The following is a 19,310-nucleotide window of genomic DNA, read 5'->3' on the forward strand; positions in this document are numbered from 1 at the left end:
CCCATACCCGGAGATTCACGCCTATCGCCATGAATTGTCGCCGGGAGCGGGCCCGATCGATCCCAGCCCGATCAGAACGAAGTCTATATGCATCAGTAGCTTACGGAAGCGATCGCTAGAGTCTCAGCCACCGTCAGGAGACCAGACGCTGCTCAACCTCCACTGCACTACGTCTAGGTACGGAATGCCGCCGCTCCTTCGCCGCATACATATCCAGATCCGCATGCCGCTGCAGCTCCTCCGCCGTCGTCCCATGTACAGGAAAGACCGCTAGCCCAATGCTCGCCGATCCATCCACGACCACACCTTCCAGATGAAAGCGCTCCTCAAAGGAGCTTTTCAGCCGCTGCCGATACATCTCCGCATCCTCGTGGGTGCGCAGCGTGGCCGTCAGCATAAACTCGTCCCCGCCGATCCTCGCTAGCAGGTCGCTTGACCGCACCTTCCCGTTCAGCCGCTCCGAGATCGCCTGCAGATACAAATCCCCGGTCTTGTGTCCATGCACATCGTTCACCTGCTTGAAGTGGTCCACGTCGATATACACCACTCCGACCAGCCGCCCGCTCACCTTCGCATCGCGCAGCGCCTCATCCAACCGCAGGTCGGAGAGCCTCCGGTTCGGCAACCCCGTCAGCGGGTCATGCGTGGAGGTAAAGTTCAACCGCTCAAACAGCCTCCGCTGATTCAGCGCGATGTTCGCCAGGCTGGCACACACAGTCAACGCCTCGCGCTCCTCCGCGCTGATCTTCCTTCCCGCCGAACCCACCGCGCGGAAGACCCCTATCGCCGCCCCGGTCGTGTCCGTCATCATCGCCTCGAAGACCGGTGTTCGCCTCACCTCGATCGAGCCCCGCGCCACCCCGGCATCCGGAGCCCGATGCTCAACAGTCCAATCTTCGCTGAGGTCACAGCAGCTCTCCAGTAGGTCATAGCTGCAAGTCACCTCGGCCACCAGCTCCTCAAACGATCCGCAAATGTCCTCCATCAACTCCGTCAGAGGCATCTGTGAATTGATCGCCTCCAGCAGACGTCCTCGCTCCCGCTCAACTGCCATTGACTGCTGAATCCGTTCCGCCTGTGCCGTCACTCGCCGCCGCAGCGCCAGCGCCCATCCCGTCACCGTCAAAGACACTACCAGCAGCGCCAGCAGAAGCAGCAGCAGGTGCAGCACCGTCCACCACGAGGCCACCCGCACCACCGTCACATCTCCCGCCTCCCGCATCTCCAGCAGAAACGACACCGAGTTCCCCCATGGATCGGTCTTCGTGATGTGGCAGATTCCGGTCACCTTCACCACCGTGCCCACAGCCAGGGGTTGCAGCCGCAGCCGGTCGCTCGTCCACAGCAGTACGTTCACGGGGTGCTCATCGACGGTAATGACCATCGAATCCGACACCTCGCCATGCAGCTCCGACAACACCTTGCCTTCCAGCGTCACCAGCCCTTCGCTGTACAGACCGGTAATCGCGTCCTCGTAGGAGACTGGCCGCGGCATGACGGTCTCAAACTCGCCGGTCGGAAAGATCTGCGCCTCGTCCAGCATCGGCCCAGACCCATTTCCATCCGCAAAGCCCACCAGATCCACCACCTGCCCTAGCGCTATCGACTCCAGATCGTGCGTCTGAGCCAGCAGACTTTCGCCATCATGCTGAATGACGATCGAGTTCGCCGGTTCATAGAACGTCACCGCTCCCCGCACCCGTACGCGCTCGGATCTGTCCTCGACATACCGGGTCTGCAGCACATCGTCGATCGCAGTCCACGGAAGCTGCCTCGGCCGCACCTTCGCCGGACGTAGCACCATCAGATCGCCCTTGTTCGTGCCATACAGCACCGTCTGCATCAGCTGCTTGCGCCCGTTGAAGATGCCCCCCGCAACCCCGGAGAACTCCACCTCAGCGTCGATCAGATCGGTCAGATCCACCCCCTCCCGGTCTTCGATGTAGGCCCGCACCAGCCCGCCCGGAATCTGGATCTCAAGCTGAGCCATCTTTCCGCTTGGGTCCTTCTTGATGCTGGCCGAACGCACCGTGCCGCGAATCTTCACCAATTGGCAGTCGTCATCACCTGACATCAGCTCGCGAAATCCGGCTGCCTTCGCCGCCGGCAGCGAACCCGGGCCCAACACCCGGATGTGTGGCTTGATCACCGTCGTCTTGTAGCTCTTGTTGGTGATCCCGGCGATCTCGATCAGGTCGCCGCGGCGCATCCCCTGCGCCTCCGGCGTCACCAGCCCGACGTAGATCCCGCCGGTCGGGTCCGCCACGAACATCGTGTACCGCCCCGGCTCATAGTAGGTGATGGTCGCCGTCAGATGGACCGGCAGCCCCTTCGCTGCCTCCGCCGGTGGAAGCTGTTCGATCTCCCGCACCGTATGCAGAACGCCATCCGGACGGCCAATCCCTTGTGCCCCGCTCCGGCAGATCGCACCCGGCAGCAAAGCAAGCGCTATCCCGAGCCCCATGAGACGCACCCGCCCGAAGCGTCCTTCCGACCCGTTGCGATCTTTCCTCACCGGCCGCCCACCTCGACCGCCCGTGCATGACATGGCATCCCTGATCTCGCGCCCCGCTCTCTTCCCAGGCTTGTTTCGCTGATTCCCCGAAGTGCTCATCGGCCCCGCTTCACAGGGTCTTGAGCTAAAGAAGGCACAACCTCCGTGGGATACCAGACAGCGCCGTCACCAAAGAACTTGACGCAGCGACCCACCCGGACAATCATTAATGAAAGCGACTCTCCGAGCCCGGCCCACCAGCCGGGCTCGTTCCATCTCTGGATCAGGCCATGTATACCGTGGTATATCCCTAAGTTCTTATTTTTGAATATTTTGACGCAAAACAAGGGGGAGGGGGGTATCAAGCAGCACCGGCGACATCTGTGCGAGCCACTCACCTCCACCCGACAAAATCTGTGCCCCGCTCATTCGCAGCTTCACCGCGAATGAGCGGGATCGGGCCCTTAACCTCCACGAGCAATCCGTCTCTGCTTCATCCGGCATCTGTCTCTGCTGTTACATCCTGTGATTCGCATTTGCCGTCATCGTGAGCAAAGTCTATTGAAGTCTCACCGCAAGAGACGCAGCGAAGGACCTGCTTCTCCACCCCGCCCTTCAGCCACCACGCTCCTCCGGACAAACGACACCACGATGCGCGCCATCCTCGCAACCCTCATCCTCGCGATCACGTTCCCGACTCACTCCCACGCCCAATGGGAGATCGAGGAGTCCCATACCACCGCCAGCCTGCGCGGCATCCACAACGTCGGCGGCGGAGTCGCCTGGGCCAGCGGCACCAACGGAACTGTTCTGCGGACGGAGGACGGCGGCTACCTATGGCAGACCTGCGCCATCCCCCCGGGTGCCGAAAAATTAGACTTCCGCGGCATCCAGGCCTTCGACGAGAAGACCGCCATCGTCATGTCCTCCGGGCCCGGCGACCTATCCCGCCTCTACAAGACCACCGACGGATGTCAGACATGGAAGCTCCTCTTCACCAACCCCGATAAAGATGGTTTCTGGGACGCGCTGCGCGCGCTCAATGAAGACACCTACGAAATTGCTGGCGACTCCGTGGATCACACTCTAGTAAGCGAAAAATCTGGACATGTTCTGCCCGTCTGGCGATTCGGTCCCGGAGATGATCCCGATTCTAGGCTGTCTGATTATTTCTTCGAGCTTCATGCTGAGCCAAATGAGGGAGGCTTCGCCGGGAGCAACTCAACGCTGGTTATAGGTCTGAAGCCTCACCGTGATCCCACCTGGGGCTATCAATGGCTCGCCACCCAGACCCCAGATCATTCGTACGTTCACAGGGAAGGAACTGAACAGACACCGACCTGTGAGCCATGCCGTATGGAATCAATGTGCGTCGAAACTCCGATGTCTCAGGGAACATCGAGCGCAGGAATTTTCTCCCTGGCATTCCGTGAAGACAAGTTTGGAGTCGCTGTTGGCGGTGACTACCAGAAGCCGTCGGCTACCTTGAAGACCGCCATCTTCTCCACCGACGCAGGCAAATCCTGGACTTTAGCCCAGACCCCACCCCACGGCTACCGCTCAGCCGTAGCCTACGACGCCCCCACCAAATCCTGGATCACCGTAGGCCCCAACGGCACCGACATCTCCACCGACGACGGCCGGAACTGGCGTTCCCTCGCGCCTTCATCGCTCGACGACAAAGACGCCAACAAGAACTGGAACGCCCTCTCGCTCCCCTTCGTCGTCGGCCCCAAAGGCCGCATCGGCAAGCTCCGAGCTACAGCTCTTACACCCGCGACTTCAATTGTCGATAAGCCGACAAAGCGACCATGAAACGCCCTTGACGCGACATTCCCATGGGGCTGAAGCTCCATTGCCTTATTGAAGTCACTGTCAAAGGCTGTAGCCTAGGTCTGCTAAAGCCAAAACAGATGCACCCGCCCTACTGCGGATTCTGCGCAGGAGCCGGATTCGGCGTGGGCGTTGGGTTATTGGGGTTGTTCGGATCGGTCGGTGTCGTCGGATTGGTCGGAGTTCCTACTCCACCCGTCGGAGTGCTGCTAAGCCCACTCGCGGATCCTAGCCCACCGCTCTGTGTTGCGATCCCACCGCCGAAGATGCTCGACTTCCCGTAGAGCAGCTCGATACGCGGGTCGTAAATAAACTCCCATGTCGAGTAGTTCGTCTGCTCGTTCAGCGTGATGATCGAGTTGCCATCCTTCGACAGCCCTACGCCGAGGAACGGCCCCACCGATCCTCCGTCAAGCGGCGAGTCCGATCCTGTCCCGGTCGATCCGCTCTGTCCGCTTTGTCCGAAGCTGCTCTGACCGAAGCTGCTGGTGCCGCCAGAACTTGACCCGCCTGCGGTTCCCGAATCACCGGACGTTCCGGTAGCCGTCGTGCCCCCCGGCCCGAGAACATTTCCACCCGCTGTGCCGCCGGTCGTCGCGCTGCCGCCAAGGCCGCTCGACAACCCGGAGGCAGATCCCAGGCCGCTCGTCGCCAACCCCGAAAGCGGTTGCCCGAAGAAGCCCTTCACCGTCGTCTTGGCTTGCCCCACGCCGATCAGCCGCCAGTCGTCCTTGCCCGTAAACGGGTCGATATAGTGCTGGCGAAGATAGCGCTCGTTGTTGGTCTTTTCCAGCTGCTTGACCGATGCCGGGAAGGCGTTCGTCTTGAGGTGGAAGAGCCGGATCGCGTTGACGTACTGCTCTCCCCGATGGACTGCCTCAAGCTCCTTCTCTCGCTGGAGATCCTTCGCCACGATGGGGGCGGCTACGCTCAGGAAGATCAATATCAGCGCGATCATGACGATCACGCCGAGCAGCAGAAATCCCTGCTCGCCGTCGCGAGCTTCGCGCGGTTGCGGATTGACCTTGTAGATCGCCATGTCAGTTCTTTTGCAGCGGCAGATTCTGTTTGTTGTTATTGGTCATATCTTCCACCTCAACAGAGTTCGCCGAGATCGTCCCAATCTTGTAGCGCCGTTGCACGATGGTGCCTGTCGCTGCCAAAAAGACATCGTCCCCGTGGAGCAGGAATGCCTGACGGCTGCCGTCCGCCTTCGTCGCCGTGCCAAAGAACTTCAAGTCGATCGGAGGCGGTGGCGGCGGCACATACACCTGTTCTACAGGCTGGACTGGCCCTGTATTTCGCACCGATGCGATCGGCTTGATGATCGGAGCCAGCGCAGTCACCGGAGAGTCGGAGAAGATGTTTCTTCCGGTGCCCGAGTACTTCAGAGATTCGGCGACCAGCATGGCTCCCATACGCAACGAAGGATCGTACTGCGAAGCGGTCGTTCCGACCTTGATGGCGTCCTTCACGCCTTTGGTAACCACGCCGCTTGGTAACGCCGTAGCGGTGGCGCGGTCGGAACCGGCGGGAGTCGTCTTTACCGGCGGAAGCATGATTGATGGCGAAACCACGGGCGGGGGCGAGTCCGGAGTTCGCAGTTGCAGATATCCGTACACGACGACAACCAGCAAGGCTCCGCCGATGACTCCGTAGCGAATGATCTTGTCTTTATCGCTTGCTCCGAGGCTCATTGCGCGGTACCTCCCGCAGCAGCGCCCACAGCTTCGTCGTCCTTTGAGTCTTCCGGCAGCGGTCCGGCCTTCTCGTCGCCTCGCGGCGGACGTACGTACGTCGTCAACTTCATCCGAAGACTCACGGTGCCGCTCTGCTGGCCTGTCAGGGTGACACCGGTAATGAGGAAGAACATCCGATCGCGCTCCAGTTCGTTCACCAGTTGGACGAGTGAGCGGTACTCCCCGGTGAAGCTGGCGTCCATCCGCATCTCGGTCACTGAGGGCACGACATCCGGGCCTGGAGCGGTTCCGTCAAGATATAGCGGCGTATATCCGTACTGCACCCGCGTCATCTTCGCGTTCTGCTTCTTCGCCAGCGCGCCCACCTCCATGACAACTTGAGAGCCCGCATAAGGCAACCGGGACTGGTAGAACTCGTTCGCATCCGCAGTAGATGTCTGCAGCTTTCCGTCAAGGCCATCGAGCGGGGCGGCTGCGATCTTCGCTGTCTGCAGCCGGACCTTCTCCTGCGCTACTGCGTTCGCGTCCTGGCTGTTTGCGGTCTGCCATAGAAAGGCCATGTGGATCAGGAGATACACGTTCAAGAGCACCAGCAGGGCGACTCCAGCGAAGTGGAGGTTCAATGCCGTCAGGGCACCGCGCGTCCTCTCTACGGCGACGCCGAGGCCTGCACGCCCGCTGAGCGCCCCTCCAAATCTTGGCCGCTTCACGACCACTCCTTCGGCACGCGCGCTCATCGACGGCCTCCGGGAGAGACGCGATGTGGCGCAGCGGGCGTTCCCGTGGCCGACGACTTCTTCGCGCTCTTATGTTTGACTGGCTCGCCATCGCTGTCGGCGGCCTTCTTGGCCTCCGCTGAGAGCGCTGCGGCCTCCTCTGTGGAGATAGGGTTGTAGCCGCTTAGAATGTCGAACTGCACGCCTAATTGAGCTCCAGCGGGAAGCTGATTCAACCCTCCGGGCCCGCCTGCCTGGCTTGCTTGAAGGGATTCGTTCGAGAGCCTTGGCGACAGGAAGCGTCTCGACTTCTCGAGGTTCCGAACCAGTTGCACGGCTTTCTCGCGGTCGCCGTTCACGCGAAGGCGGATGTTGACGTCGCCTTCCTTACTGATGGAAGGATCGATGCCCATAACCTGCACTCCGGAGGGGAGGACACGTTCGAGATCCATCATCACCGCCGTCCAACTAAAGCTCTTCTTCTCGAACAATTCGTTCAGGAAGCGCGCCCTTTCCAGCACAGCGCGATTCTGCGGCTGCTTCATGCGGGCTTCGTTCTTCAGCATGCGCCCCTGGTAGTCCGCCGTCTGCGCCTTCAGAGCGTCCATCTGTGCCGTCGCCGCGTCGGCGCGCTCTTTCAACGCGCGCAGTCCGATGATCAGCGCGATTCCCAGCAACGCCAGACCGATCATGGCTAGCCGCAGCTTTGCCAACAGAGGCCTGAGTTCCACGAACGGCCGGGTGGCCAGGTTGATAGATACCAGCATCAGCTTCTCAGCGCCCCCCGAACTCCCGACAACCAGCCCTTCGGCACGACCGACGTCACCGCCTGGCCGGCTAGAGAATCCTCGTCGACCACCTCGCGAACCCGAATCCGGCTCCCGGCTTCCATCATCTCTCCAAACCCCGCCTCAGTCAGCATTGCTCCGAGCGACTGCGCGCTGACGCTCCCAGCCGACAACACCGCGCTGGGCGAGCTCTCAAGAGTGTCTTCAAAGTAAGCCGCAGCCACGCTTACAGCCTGCGTCACTTCGCGGAGATAGCCCTGCTCGGCGATCTGAGCTTGAGTCTGCCTTGGCGCTACCGCAGCTTCCCGGGCGGCGGCGTAGGCCGCAGCCTCCAGGGCCGCCTCGGACAGTGCCTGAGCTTCAATCTCCGCTACCAGTGCGTCCTCCGAAAGTCCGCCTGCGTAGAGCGACCGACGAGTTCCCTGCGGTAGAGCTTCGCCGCGGCCGAACGGATCTACAGCCTCCTGCATCGCCCACTCCTGCTGCGAATCCTCGACGTCGATCAGCGGCAACAGAGGCACGGTCACGGTCTCCTGTTGCGCGTCGGTCATGGATACGGTCGCCTCTGCGAGTATCCCAACCTGCAGATTGCCCGACATGTCGACGGAGCGGTGGAGCAGAAGCACACCGCCACTGACGATCGCGGTCGTAACGGCCTGCGGACCTGCGTTCACTACCAGCGCGGGCGCGCCCGTTGCGTCTTCGCCGAGCCCCGAGATAGCAGCCATGGTGCTTGGCAGCACGGCTCCCGGTTCAAAGCCCGCCTCGCGGACTACCGCTTCGTATTCAGCCAGGACCTCGCGAGGAATCGCTACCGCAACGACCCGAATGCCGCCCTTCGCGGTTCCCGACTTGCCACCCATAATCTGATAGCTGACCGCCGCGTCATCCGCTTCAAAAGGAAGCAGCTTCTTCAGCCGGAATCGAACGACGGGAAGAGCTTCAACTGGCTTGCCCGGCAGCGAGTCGAAGTCCAGCAATAACACTCGCACGGCGGAATCGGGCACCACGAGTGTGACTTCCCGCCCGATCCCCTTCTCGGTCACAGCCTCGAGCGTCTTGCGAACCGCCGCTACGACATCGGATGGGACACGGAAGTTTCCAGCCCGCAACCCCGGTTCGACCGCGTCGATGGGGAGGTCCGCCTTCGCGACGGCCGACAGCACCCCGGTCGATGCGTCGTCCGCCCGTGCTGCGACGACGCCGCCCCAGCGAATCTCTACCGCCAGCCGTGGCCGGGTCCCTAAAGCCTTTGGCAATATCTCCATCGAGTCCTAGCTTACCTGCACCTGCAAGATTACGGCCCAAAGACCATCTACGTCTTTCGAATCAACATCCCAAACAGGGATCGAGCTGGTTAAGAGGAGGTTGAACAGTAGCCTGTTCGCTCACCTTCCGGCCTCGATAAAGGTCACCTTGTTAATCTCTTTCAGCGTTGTCACGCCCTCGCGGACCCGGTCAATCGCCGAATCGCGGAGGAACGCCATTCCTTTATCCTTAGCCTTCTTGCGAATTTCGCTCCCGGGTTTCTTCGCCAACAGCATCTCACGAATCTCGTCATCCAGTTCGAGTAGTTCGTGGATCGCCGAGCGGCCCCGAAAGCCGGTCCCGCCGCACTCAATACATCCCGTACCCTCGCGGAAGGTGAAGCCCTGCCACTCGGCCGGGTTGAGCCCGTTCAGATCAAGCTCCGCATCGGTGTATTTGACGGCGCGAGCACAGAAATCACAGACCGTTCGAACGAGCCGCTGCGCTAGGATGCAGTTCAGCGCCGACACGAAGTTATAGGGCTCTACGCCCATGTTCAGGAAGCGGCCCAACACGTCGACGACGTTGTTGGCGTGGACGGTCGTAAAGACAAGGTGGCCGGTAAGCGCCGAGTTAATGGCAATCTGTGCTGTCTCGGCGTCGCGAATCTCGCCCACCAGAATTTTGTCCGGATCGTGGCGCAGAATCGAACGAAGCCCGCGGGCGAACGTCAGCCCCTTCTTCTCATTGACCGGAATCTGGGTGATGCCGCGAATCTGGTACTCGACCGGATCTTCGATGGTGATGATCTTGTCTTCTTCGCTCTTGATCTCGTTGAGCGCGGCGTAGAGAGTCGTCGTCTTACCCGAACCGGTTGGCCCAGTGACCAACACCATCCCGTAGGGCTCCTTGATGTAGCGGCGGAAGCGGGTCAGGTCCTTTTCAGCGAAGCCCACAACGTCGAGTGAAAGCTTCTTGAACTTTTCGCTCATCGACTCTTTGTCGAGCACGCGGAGTACAGCATTTTCGCCATGGACGGTGGGCATGATGCTGACACGGAAGTCGATCAGGCGGCCTTTGTAGCGCACCCGGAAACGACCGTCCTGCGGCACGCGCCGCTCGGCGATATCCAACTCGCTCATGACCTTGATACGCGAAAGTATGGTCTGGTGGTGCTCGCGCGCGATGGGGGCCATCGCCTGTTGCAGAACACCGTCGATCCGGTATTTCACCAGCAGCGAGTCGTCGAAGGTCTCAAGATGTATGTCGGATGCACGACGCTCCAGGGCGGTGAAGATCGTGGTGTCGACAAGTCGAATGATGGGCGAGATGTCATCTTCGCTGGTCAGGCGCTCAATCGAGATGTTCGAGTCGGAGTTCTCGTCGTTGGTCAGAACGTCGAAGGCGAGCCCCTCGCTCGCCTCATCCAGAACGCGCTGCGACTGCTCGGTCTTCTTCAACAGGTCGGTGATCTGCGACAACGTCGCCACCCGAGTCACCAGTCGCTGGCCGAGCAGGCCCGAGATCTCATCCAGGACCATGAGCTTCGACGGGTCAGAGACCGCAATCGCCAACCGCCCTTCATGCTGCTCCAGCGGCACAAAGTTGTAACGGAACATCATGTCCACCGGCACACTCTTGAAGAGCTCGTGCTGGATCTTGAAGTTCTTTAAGTCAACGAAATCGGCATGATAGCGACGAGCAAGCACCTGCGCCCGGGCAGTCTCGTCGACCCCAGCCTCCGCCAGCGGAATTGCCATCGGTACGTTTCCCATAGCCTGTGAGACTCCTTTGAAGCTCTTCAGTTAGTCGACAATCGGAACGTTCTGTGACCTAAGAGACCAACATCATCTACCAGATAGCGTTCCAGAGCCATCCTCCAACTGGGTCAGGCAGCTTTACTGCGACCCTGCCCTTCTGTAATGTACCCAATCATTGCCTCTCCTGCTCGGAAACGCTAGGATTCAGAGACCATTGCAACTTTACTTCCCATTCTGTGTTTCTGCCTGGAGACTTTTCGTCCCCCCGTTCGTATCTATCTTGTTGACGCAAAATAAACTGGCGCACCCAGATCGATTCAACCGGAATACCCATCCACGCATGATTTGAATGGAAGGATACGAGTTGCGGATTCTGCACATCATTGCGACGCTTGCCCCGCAGGCGGGTGGGCCTTCGAACAGTGTTCGCAGGATTTTGACAGCTTACCCCGGTATCGGCAGCGGGGGCGAGGTCGTTACCCTCGACGATCCCGACGAACAGTTTCTCCGCGACATCTCGTTCCCTGTTCACGCCCTGGGCCCCGTCTCGACCCGATTCGGTTTCAGCAGACGCCTCATCCCCTGGCTCATCGCCAATCGTGACCGCTTCGATGGCGTCGTTGTTCACGGTCTGTGGCAATATCTCGGGTACGCTGTCCGCCGCGCAATCAACGGTCGCAAGCCGTACCTCGTCTTCACCCACGGAATGCTGGATCCCTACTTCAGGCGTGCTCATCCGTTCAAGCACATCAAGAAGACGCTCTACTGGCTGTTGAACGAGTATTGGGTGCTGCGGAACGCCCATAGAGTGCTCTTCACCTCGGAGGGCGAAGCGGTCAACGCGGCAAAAAGTTTCTGGCCACATCGCTGGCGCGCCTCCGTCGTTCCTTATGGGGCCACCGCGCCTTCGGGAGATCCCGCCGTCCTTGTTGAAAGCTTCCTGCGGGAGCATCCAGAGCTCCGGAAGCCCGATGGCCGGCCTCGGCCCTATCTCCTCTTCCTTGGCCGCATCCATGCAAAGAAGGGCTGCGATCATCTGCTGGAAGCCTTCGCAAAGATCGCATCGCGAGTTCCGGATCTTCAACTTGTCTTTGCCGGGCCCGACGGAGCCGCAGCCACCGGGCTTAGTAAGGCGAGCGCCTCGAACATGGGTACATCGGGTCTCAAATCGGCTCTCGTCGCCGAAGCCAAGCGCTTGGGACTCGCTCACCGCGTTCACTGGACGGGAATGCTGGAAGGCGACCAGAAATGGGGAGCCTTCCACGGCTGCGAGGCCTTCTGCCTGCCCTCGCACCAGGAGAACTTCGGTATCGCCGTGGCCGAGGCTCTCGCTTGTGGCAAACCCGTTCTCATCTCCGACAAGGTCGACATCTGGAAGGAGATCCTTCACGATCGCGCCGCCTTCGTCGGTCACGATAACGTTGCAGGCGCGGTCTCGACACTCGAGAGCTGGATTAGCCTCCCGGCGTCAGAGAGAGCAGCGATGGGCGCTCGTGCCCTGCAATGCTTCCGTAGCCGCTACGATATGCAGGCAAATGCCAGCGGCATCGTCGAGGCCTTCAACCAAGCGATTGCGACCAAATCCGGGAAACGCGCAGTTCGTGCTGAGGCTAAACTTCCGGCGCTTTGATCCATCGAGGAACAGACGACCCCGGAAAGTTCAAAACTGCGATTATTGCCCGCTTCCTGCGCTCAAGCTGAAGATCGGCAGATAGAGCGCGATTAGGATCGTCACGACCACTAAACCCATGAAGATCAGGATGAGCGGTTCAATCAGACTCATCGCGGCTGTAAGGTTTGTCTGGACATCCTCTTCGAAGAACTCCGCGACGGAGTTCAGCATCTGCGGTAGAGCTCCGGTCGACTCACCCACCTCGATCATTTCGATCGCCAGTTCGGGAAAGATCTTCGTTGCCTGCAGACTCTCCGAGAGCCCTTTGCCCTCCTGAACGGTCGCAACGGAGCGAGTCACCGCAATGGCGATCTGCTTGGAGTCGATGGAGCGGGCAGCCGTCTCGAGTGACGGAACCAGCGGCAGGCCGCCCGTCAGCAACGTCGAAAGCGTCCGCGAAAACAATCCCACCTGGTATTTTAGCCACACGTTTCCAACGATCGGGGTGCGAATGCGAATTTTGTCGACGGTCGTCGCGCCCGCCTCGGTCTGAATCCATCGGTAGCCCAGAAAGCCAACCGTCAGCACTACGATTCCGATGTAGATCCCGTAACTCTGGGCGTATCGTCCCATGTCGAGCAGCAACACCGTCAGAGCGGGCAGCTTCGTTCCCAATTGGTCATAGAGCTGCGCGAACCGGGGAACGACGAAGGTAATCAAAAAGATAAACAGCGCGATCACCATGAAAACAAGCAGCGCCGGATAGATCAGACTCGCCTTGAGCTTCTTGCGAAAGGTCAGCGAGACGCGTTGGAAGTCGAGATATCGTTGCAGCACCTCTTCAAGGTTTCCGGAACGCTCCCCTGCCAGCAACGTCGTCGTGTAGACCAGAGAGAATCCGCCCTGCGCCTCAAATGCCTCGGAGATCGACTGCCCCGTCTTCACCCTGGCGCCGACGTCCTCCAACTGCGCCCGAAATGAAGGAATCTTCTGGCGGCGGGCAAGGAGCTCCAAAGACCCCAGGATCGGCAGTCCCGCCTTGATCAGCGTAAGAAACTGCTGGTTGAAGACCAGAAAGGTGTCGAGATTCACCTTCTTCTTCGAGCTGCCGCCGAGCACGTTGCGCGACTTCACCGAGTAGACGTAGTAGCCAGCCTGGGTGAATCGCGACCGCAGTTCGTCGGCCGTCGCAGCCGAGTGCGTCTGCTCCTGAATCTTCCCTCGTTCGTCCGCGAGCCTGATTACAAATTCAGTCAAACCTGGTCCCCGATCTTCAACTTCCAGCTTCGTCTCCATATTAGACGGGACAGTGTCGATCGCGGGGATCCGATCACAAAGCTGTTCCTAGGGAGTTCAAAGCCGGAAGTTCGAAGTCAGAGATTGCCGACGAGATTGCAGTTGCCGGGCGAGCAATTGCCATCTCCTTACTGATCTCCTATGCTTGCAAGGTTCCCGATTGTCAGTCACCTGGCGATACTGACCTCACTATCTCCCCATGAACCCGTTCCGATTTCTAACCCGAGTCTTCATCGATGTCTTCGGCATCACTCACCCAACTGAGCGGGAAGAGAGGCGCGCAGCGTGGTTCATCTGCTCGCTCCTTGCCCTGGTGGTTGCCGGTATCGCGTTGATTTTCTTCGTCGTATTTACTTCGGCGCACCACTAAAGCAGCATGTCGCGACGCTGCTACCACGGGTTACACTCTCGTCGAAGGCCGTCTGCTTCACCCGGGCCAGAGCACTTAAGCGATTTTGAGATCGATCCCGCGGAGAAGTTCATGCCAACCGGCAGCCCCGTCGCCCGACAACCAGACAGAGGCCCTTCAGAGATCAACCTGAGTGCAAATTGGCTGCGGTCTGCGGCGGCGGCAAGGTGTGCGCTGGGCACCTCAGCCATCGTGTTCCTACTTGCGTTCTGCGCATCTCCCGCGCTGGCCGCTCCCAGCATGACGGCGATCACCGTGTCCGGAGTGAGGAACGAGGTAATCTGGCCGATTCTCTGCGGAACGGCGGGCATCTTGGCATTTCTCATGCTTCGCGCGATCGTTCGATTGGCTCGCGCAGCGGTTGCCCGCAGCTCGAATCGCAAAAGAAATGGCGATCTCCCGGCCACTTCCATTGAGCAGTTCGTGGAAGAGGCTCAGAGACTTTATATCAATCCGCAGATTGCCCACGAGACCTTTCAGCTCCTTGTTAGCCTGGTTCCTGCGGGATCAACAATCAGCGCGAACGACGAGCTTCGTGGATCTCTGCGACTGTCGGACCAGCAGATTGGCTCCCTGCTCTCCGCTCTTCCGGAGCTCTGTGATCGGTCCAGGCAGCCGGCAGACGCCGCCACGGTTCTCAGCGTCTACGACCTCCTGCACCACATCGAATCTTCTCCCAAGTCGGCGTCAGGACAGTCTCCCATTCGGAACGGCGCGATTGTTCCTGCGGTGCCGGCATCACCTACGTCTCCGCTCGCTGACCTGAAGAATGCCTCGCCCCGAGGCTCCCGGTTTCGCACCCGCGCCCACTTCTCCGGGGTCAAGCGGCGCGCCAGCGACCACAGCGGCCCCTACCGACGGGCCACGGACAGACGACCCGACGAGAACTACACTGGCCCCCTGCGCCGCGCGTCAGACCGGCAAGATGTAAGCGGCTCCGGCTCTGCCCCCCGGACAGACGATCGCCGAAGTTCGGAACGCCGTGCGGTCGTCCCACAGGAGACCTCTGAGCCGGCAAGGCAGCACCGGGCCGTATCGGCGGATACCAGCCTGCTCAATCAGTACCTCAACACTTCTTCTAAACAAGGCGGCGGGGAACAAGACCGAGACAGGATAGCTCCCGCCATGGCGCGCGAAGGCGTTTTGGTAGCCGCAGCACCGCTTCAACAACGCTGAGTCAGGTCAGATCATCCGCATCGAACCCCGGGACCTTCCGGCCCAGGGCTGTCATGTCATGCCTTCCGCCAATTAGGCTCTCCACCACACCGTTGATCTCCGCGTCCGATTCAGCCTCAGCCGTCATCCGCTCCAGCCCGTCCGAGACGACGATGCTCTCGAGCAGCACGGTCGCGTGAGCTACGGCCACGTGATCCTGGTTCAAGCCCTCAGGGGTCTTCGCTTTGATGCCGACTTCGCTCGGCTTCAGGTGCAGTAGCTCAGCTACTCGCTGCCGCAGATCGCCGGAGATCGGTCCGATCTTCGGCGCGGCCAGCACGAGCACCGTATCGATATTGACGATGCGGTAGCCAGCCATCGCAATCTCTTCCAGAGCTGTCTCGAGAAAGATCGCCGAGTCGGCGTTCTTCCAGCGCGGATCGCTAGGCGGAAAGAAGCTGCCTATATCGCCCGCCGAGACGGCACCCAGCAGCGCGTCGGTGATCGCATGCAGCAGTACGTCACCGTCCGAATGCCCTGCCAGCCCCTCATGATGCTCCATCTTCAACCCGCCGATCACCAGCGGAACTCCCGCCTTGAACGCATGCGAGTCGAAGCCGTACCCAATCCTCATGCTCATGCGTGCCTCGTTCCCGATTCAAGATAGAACTCCGCAAGCTCCAGATCGCCCGGCTGCGTCACCTTGAAGTTCCTCGCCGATCCTGCGACAACTACAACTGGCACTCCAGCCCGTTCGAGCAGACTTGCCTCATCGGTGCCCTGAAACTCATCGTTGGCAGCTTCATCAAAGGCACGCTGCATCGTCGCGTAGCGAGCGCCCTGCGGCGTCTGCGCATACACTACGCGCTCTCGCGGGATGGTTGAACTGACCAATGCGCCATCGGCAGTACGCTCTACCTGCTTGATCGTGTCGACCGCCGGCAGGCCGACGATTGCCGCGCCATGCTTCAGCACCGCGTCGATGGTCTTGTCGATCGTCGCCGATTCGATCAGCGGTCGCACAGCATCGTGTACGAGCACCACGTCGTCGGCCGCAGCGGCATACTTGCCGCCAACCTCCGCCAGAGCCTTCGCCACAGAATCCTGACGGCTGTCACCGCCCTCCACCACGAAGATTCGGGCATGCTGGGATAGGTTTGCCTTGTCGATCTGCTGCCCCACCCGCTCCATCTCCTGCGGCTTCACCGCGACGTAGATCGCGTCGACGCGCTCCACTGCAAGAAAGGCCTCAAGCGTGTGGATCAGGATTGGCTTGCCGCCAATCGTAAGAAACTGCTTCGGCGCAGGAGTTGGCATCACTGCAACGGATGCCGATGCCGCCATCGCAGGGACAACATGCAGGCCATCAGAAATGCTTGAAGAATTTGCAGCAACATGGCCGCCATGGCCCGAAGCCATCCGCGTGCCAAGGCCCGCCGCTGGGAGAATTACATGGACTCGCATAACCACCTAACTATAACAACTTGCACGGATGTGGACGGGACTACCTCGCTGCCTGGGCTTCGCTGCTGACTGTCTCGTCTGCGGCGCTTACGGTCTTATCGCCTTTGCGAGGGTTGAACAAGAGCATCATTTCGTTGGTCTGGCGGAAGCCGTTCTTCTCATAGATCGGCTTGCCGAACTTCGAGGCATGAAGCGTCACCACCTCGCAGCCGCGCAGCCGGGCCTCCTCGACGCACTTCGCCAGCAGCGTCTTCGCCAGCCCGCGGCCGCGAAACTCCGCCGCTGTATAGAAGTTCAGCAGGTACGCCCGCAACGGCGCGGGATCGAGAAAGTGGGGTGGAAACTCCATCAGCCACAAGCCGGCGCCGCCTACGACCACGCCGTCCTCACTGGCTAAAAAGCCAATGTAGCGGTCCTCGACGATCTTCATCCGCACCCAAGGCACGAACGCCTCCTCCATTGCCGCCATTACCGCGTCGTCAGGCTGCCCCGCATCCAGAAACATCTGCCGCCGCTGCTGGCCGATCAACTCGGCATCTTCCAAAGTAGCTAACCGTATCTCGAACATCGCAGCAGTATATCCGCCATACATGCCCGCCCAGCCGAGCATGCGATATGCTCTCGGTGTCACTGCTTTGCATAAGGAGCAACCATGCGCCAGAGAAGGCCGCAGCTCGAACTCGCAATAGAGTCGCCCTGCACCGAGTCATGGGACAACATGTCCGGCACTTTGGCGCAACGACACTGCTCCTGCTGCCAGAAACACGTCCACAACTTCGCGGCGATGACCCCGCGCCAGATTGAGCGCACCCTCGCCGAAAACGAAGGCCACCTCTGTGCGCGCATCACGAAACGTGTGGATGGATCACTCGTAACTGCACAGGAACTTGCGGGCTCGGGTTTCACATCACGAGCTGCGGGTCTGCTGCTCGGAGCCGCTCTCTCGACCGCTGCGGTGCATGCACAATCGACTCCCACAGCAGGAAAAGCGATCGTAAGCGGCCGCTTCACAGCGCCAAATGGTGGTCCTCTACCCGCGCAAGGCTATGTCATCTTCGCCGCTAACGGGCAAAGCATCATTGAGAGCAAGACCGATCAAGATGGCAACTGGAAAGCAGAAATCGCGCCCGGCATGTATGACGTGATCTTCCGCACCAGCCCATTCTTCGGGGAGCGAATCAATGCCGTCGAACTTCACCCCGGTGACCAGAAATTCGCCGCCATTCCCGGGCGTCTCGCGCTCGGCCATCTCGGTCTCGTCGATAGGTACAGAGACAACACTCAAACTTTCACCACGGGTGGAGACCTCGCGACTAGCTATCGCTACCCCATTTCCTACCTTTTCAAGCGCCCGCTTCGATATCTCAAGCATCTTCCGCACAACTTCTCCTGATCCACTCCGCCCGGTGCCTCATCCATCGCGCGTTGCCTCACTCGATGGGTGGGACATTTGTGCGAAGCACGAACCGCCTTCCCAACCTCCGTTCAGTCAACCCACGTAAACTCATACCGATGCTCCCCTTCTCCCGCGAATACCTCCGCCCCGGCGACCGCCTCTGCGCTGCCGTCTCCGGCGGAGCCGACTCCGTTGCCCTCCTGCTCGCCCTTCACGCCGCGAATCGTCAGCCCAAAGAGTCCCTCGGAGTCGTCCTGTCCGCCGTCCACGTCCATCACAACCTTCGCGGTGCGGAAGCCGATGCAGACGCCGCCTTCGTCGCCGACCTCTGTACCCGCCTTGAAGTCTCGCTGCATCGCATCGACGCCGACGCTCCCGCCCACATCGAAGCGACCGGCGAGAGCATGGAAGAGGCCGCGCGAAACCTGCGCTACGCGGCGTTCCACAGTCTCCTCGCCACCAATCAAGCTGATGCCATCCTTACCGCTCACACCCTCGACGATCAGGCCGAGACCGTACTGATGAAGCTGCTACGCGGGGCATGGACCGACGGCCTGAGTGCAATCCACCCCGTCTTAATTCCGGAAAAGCCCAAAACGGGAAGAATTATCCGTCCCCTCCTCGCCACCCGCCGATCCCAGATAGAGACGTACCTCCGTGACCTCAACCAGCCCTGGCGCGAAGACTCCTCGAACGCCGACACACACCACACCCGCAACCGCGTGCGCCACGAGCTCATGCCGCTCCTCCGCACCTTCAACCCCAATCTCGACCAAGCCCTCGCCAACATCGCCGAACTTGCCCGTGACGAGGAATCGCGCTGGCAATCCGAAATCGCCCGGCTTCTCCCGCAGCTTCTTCTGCCAGGCAAACCCGTCCGTGGCGGCGGCCGGTCGGTGAGCACAAACCCCGCTAATTCAGCACTATCGATCGAGATCGAGCGCCTCCGCTCACTCGACCCCGCACTTCGCCGCCGCGTACTGCGCGCCGCCGCCCGGCAGCTTGGCGCGCGCCTCTCGTTTGAGGAGACAGCCCGCCTGCTCGCTCTCTGTGGCCTGCAGCGGCACCCAACGGTAACGTCCCGAAACGGGGCAATCCTGCAACTTTCGAACCACCTCCGGGCGGAGCGTTCGATCCGCGAGCTACGGCTTTCCCGCGACTTGCACTGAACAGTGCTTCCAAATCTCGCCAAAATCCCATAGTTCAGGCTCCGTCGTCGGCCGATCAAGGCCTCCTCGGCACCTTGGGCGCCCAAAACCATTCGTAACTTCCGCAAAACCATCTGCACGGAAGTATCGTTCTCCAGAGTAGAATTGTGATCAATTGGGAGGCACTACTTTGGTGGGCCGAAACCCGTCTCATCAGACTCCTGAACCGTTGTGAACAAAGTGTCGTCTAATGGATAGCTGTCCAGGTTTCCGCAACTCTATCGGCCTCCC

17 protein-coding genes are annotated in these 19,310 nt (G+C 60.4%); 6 read left to right on the forward strand and 11 right to left on the reverse strand.

Features of this window, described 5'->3' with window-relative positions; all coding sequences use genetic code 11:
- Positions 1 to 133: 133 nt before the first annotated feature.
- Positions 134 to 2,464, reverse strand: a complete 2,331-nt coding sequence (locus tag HDF16_RS18165; protein ID WP_184219774.1) for a GGDEF domain-containing protein — start codon at positions 2,462 to 2,464, stop codon at positions 134 to 136.
- Positions 2,465 to 3,055: 591 nt separating this feature from the next.
- Here HDF16_RS18165 and HDF16_RS18170 point away from each other — a divergent pair.
- Positions 3,056 to 4,309, forward strand: a complete 1,254-nt coding sequence (locus HDF16_RS18170) for a WD40/YVTN/BNR-like repeat-containing protein (protein ID WP_246409277.1) — start codon at positions 3,056 to 3,058, stop codon at positions 4,307 to 4,309.
- A 109-nt stretch (positions 4,310 to 4,418) separates the two neighbouring features.
- On the opposite strand, the gene HDF16_RS18175 is transcribed toward HDF16_RS18170, so the two are convergent.
- The 6 genes from HDF16_RS18175 to HDF16_RS18200 all read right to left on the reverse strand — a co-directional run bounded on the left by HDF16_RS18175 (position 4,419) and on the right by HDF16_RS18200 (position 10,554).
- A complete protein-coding gene (locus HDF16_RS18175; RefSeq protein WP_184219779.1) occupies positions 4,419 to 5,366 on the reverse strand; it encodes a type II secretion system protein in 948 nt (315 codons plus the stop codon).
- 1 nt (position 5,367) lies between these two features.
- The gene (locus tag HDF16_RS18180; protein WP_184219782.1) at positions 5,368 to 6,024 is read right to left on the reverse strand and encodes a hypothetical protein; all 657 of its coding nucleotides are present in this window, start codon (positions 6,022 to 6,024) and stop codon (positions 5,368 to 5,370) included.
- Positions 6,021 to 6,764, reverse strand: coding sequence for a hypothetical protein (locus tag HDF16_RS18185; RefSeq protein WP_184219785.1), 744 nt, complete (start codon positions 6,762 to 6,764; stop codon positions 6,021 to 6,023). The genes HDF16_RS18180 and HDF16_RS18185 overlap by 4 nt, the downstream gene beginning before the upstream one ends.
- Positions 6,761 to 7,510, reverse strand: a complete 750-nt coding sequence (locus HDF16_RS18190; RefSeq protein ID WP_184219788.1) for a PilN domain-containing protein — start codon at positions 7,508 to 7,510, stop codon at positions 6,761 to 6,763. The genes HDF16_RS18185 and HDF16_RS18190 overlap by 4 nt, the downstream gene beginning before the upstream one ends.
- Entirely contained in the window at positions 7,510 to 8,799 is a 1,290-nt protein-coding gene (locus HDF16_RS18195) for a hypothetical protein (protein ID WP_184219791.1), read from the reverse strand. Before HDF16_RS18195 ends, HDF16_RS18190 begins: the two co-directional genes overlap by 1 nt.
- Before the next feature lie 120 nt (positions 8,800 to 8,919).
- The gene (locus HDF16_RS18200; protein ID WP_184219795.1) at positions 8,920 to 10,554 is read right to left on the reverse strand and encodes a GspE/PulE family protein; all 1,635 of its coding nucleotides are present in this window, start codon (positions 10,552 to 10,554) and stop codon (positions 8,920 to 8,922) included.
- A 349-nt stretch (positions 10,555 to 10,903) separates the two neighbouring features.
- Here HDF16_RS18200 and HDF16_RS18205 point away from each other — a divergent pair, with 349 nt between their 5' ends.
- Positions 10,904 to 12,169, forward strand: coding sequence for a glycosyltransferase (locus HDF16_RS18205; protein WP_246409279.1), 1,266 nt, complete (start codon positions 10,904 to 10,906; stop codon positions 12,167 to 12,169).
- A 42-nt stretch (positions 12,170 to 12,211) separates the two neighbouring features.
- Here the strand turns inward: HDF16_RS18205 and HDF16_RS18210 are convergent, their stop codons facing one another.
- On the reverse strand, positions 12,212 to 13,408 hold the full coding sequence (locus HDF16_RS18210) for a type II secretion system F family protein (protein WP_184219802.1): 1,197 nt from the start codon (positions 13,406 to 13,408) through the stop codon (positions 12,212 to 12,214).
- A gap of 238 nt (positions 13,409 to 13,646) precedes the next feature.
- On the opposite strand from HDF16_RS18210, the gene HDF16_RS18215 reads away from it, so the two are divergent.
- Together HDF16_RS18215 and HDF16_RS18220 are read left to right on the forward strand one after the other, a co-directional pair.
- Positions 13,647 to 13,817 (forward strand): hypothetical protein, encoded by a 171-nt coding sequence (locus tag HDF16_RS18215; RefSeq protein WP_184219805.1) that lies wholly within the window; start codon positions 13,647 to 13,649, stop codon positions 13,815 to 13,817.
- A gap of 111 nt (positions 13,818 to 13,928) precedes the next feature.
- The gene (locus tag HDF16_RS18220) at positions 13,929 to 15,032 is read left to right on the forward strand and encodes a hypothetical protein (protein WP_184219808.1); all 1,104 of its coding nucleotides are present in this window, start codon (positions 13,929 to 13,931) and stop codon (positions 15,030 to 15,032) included.
- Position 15,033: 1 nt separating this feature from the next.
- Here HDF16_RS18220 and ispF read toward each other — a convergent pair whose 3' ends face one another.
- The 3 genes from ispF to HDF16_RS18235 are packed head-to-tail and all read right to left on the reverse strand — an operon-like array spanning position 15,034 to position 17,085.
- Positions 15,034 to 15,651: a 2-C-methyl-D-erythritol 2,4-cyclodiphosphate synthase gene (gene ispF / locus HDF16_RS18225; RefSeq protein WP_184219811.1), complete on the reverse strand. Its 618-nt coding sequence runs from the start codon at positions 15,649 to 15,651 to the stop codon at positions 15,034 to 15,036.
- On the reverse strand, positions 15,648 to 16,475 hold the full coding sequence (gene ispD / locus HDF16_RS18230) for a 2-C-methyl-D-erythritol 4-phosphate cytidylyltransferase (protein WP_184219814.1): 828 nt from the start codon (positions 16,473 to 16,475) through the stop codon (positions 15,648 to 15,650). Before ispD ends, ispF begins: the two co-directional genes overlap by 4 nt.
- A gap of 40 nt (positions 16,476 to 16,515) precedes the next feature.
- Positions 16,516 to 17,085: a GNAT family N-acetyltransferase gene (locus tag HDF16_RS18235; RefSeq protein WP_246409281.1), complete on the reverse strand. Its 570-nt coding sequence runs from the start codon at positions 17,083 to 17,085 to the stop codon at positions 16,516 to 16,518.
- Between the two features lie 42 nt (positions 17,086 to 17,127).
- Between HDF16_RS18235 and HDF16_RS18240 the strand changes: the two genes are divergently transcribed.
- Positions 17,128 to 17,868 carry a carboxypeptidase-like regulatory domain-containing protein gene (locus HDF16_RS18240; protein WP_184219820.1) on the forward strand — a complete coding sequence of 247 codons (741 nt, stop codon included), beginning with the start codon at positions 17,128 to 17,130 and terminating at the stop codon, positions 17,866 to 17,868.
- 119 nt (positions 17,869 to 17,987) lie between these two features.
- Positions 17,988 to 19,040 carry a tRNA lysidine(34) synthetase TilS gene (tilS, locus tag HDF16_RS18245; RefSeq protein WP_184219823.1) on the forward strand — a complete coding sequence of 351 codons (1,053 nt, stop codon included), beginning with the start codon at positions 17,988 to 17,990 and terminating at the stop codon, positions 19,038 to 19,040.
- Positions 19,041 to 19,310: the final 270 nt, after the last annotated feature.

Origin of the sequence: Granulicella aggregans (genome assembly GCF_014203275.1) — a bacterium.
Lineage (GTDB): Bacteria > Acidobacteriota > Terriglobia > Terriglobales > Acidobacteriaceae > Edaphobacter.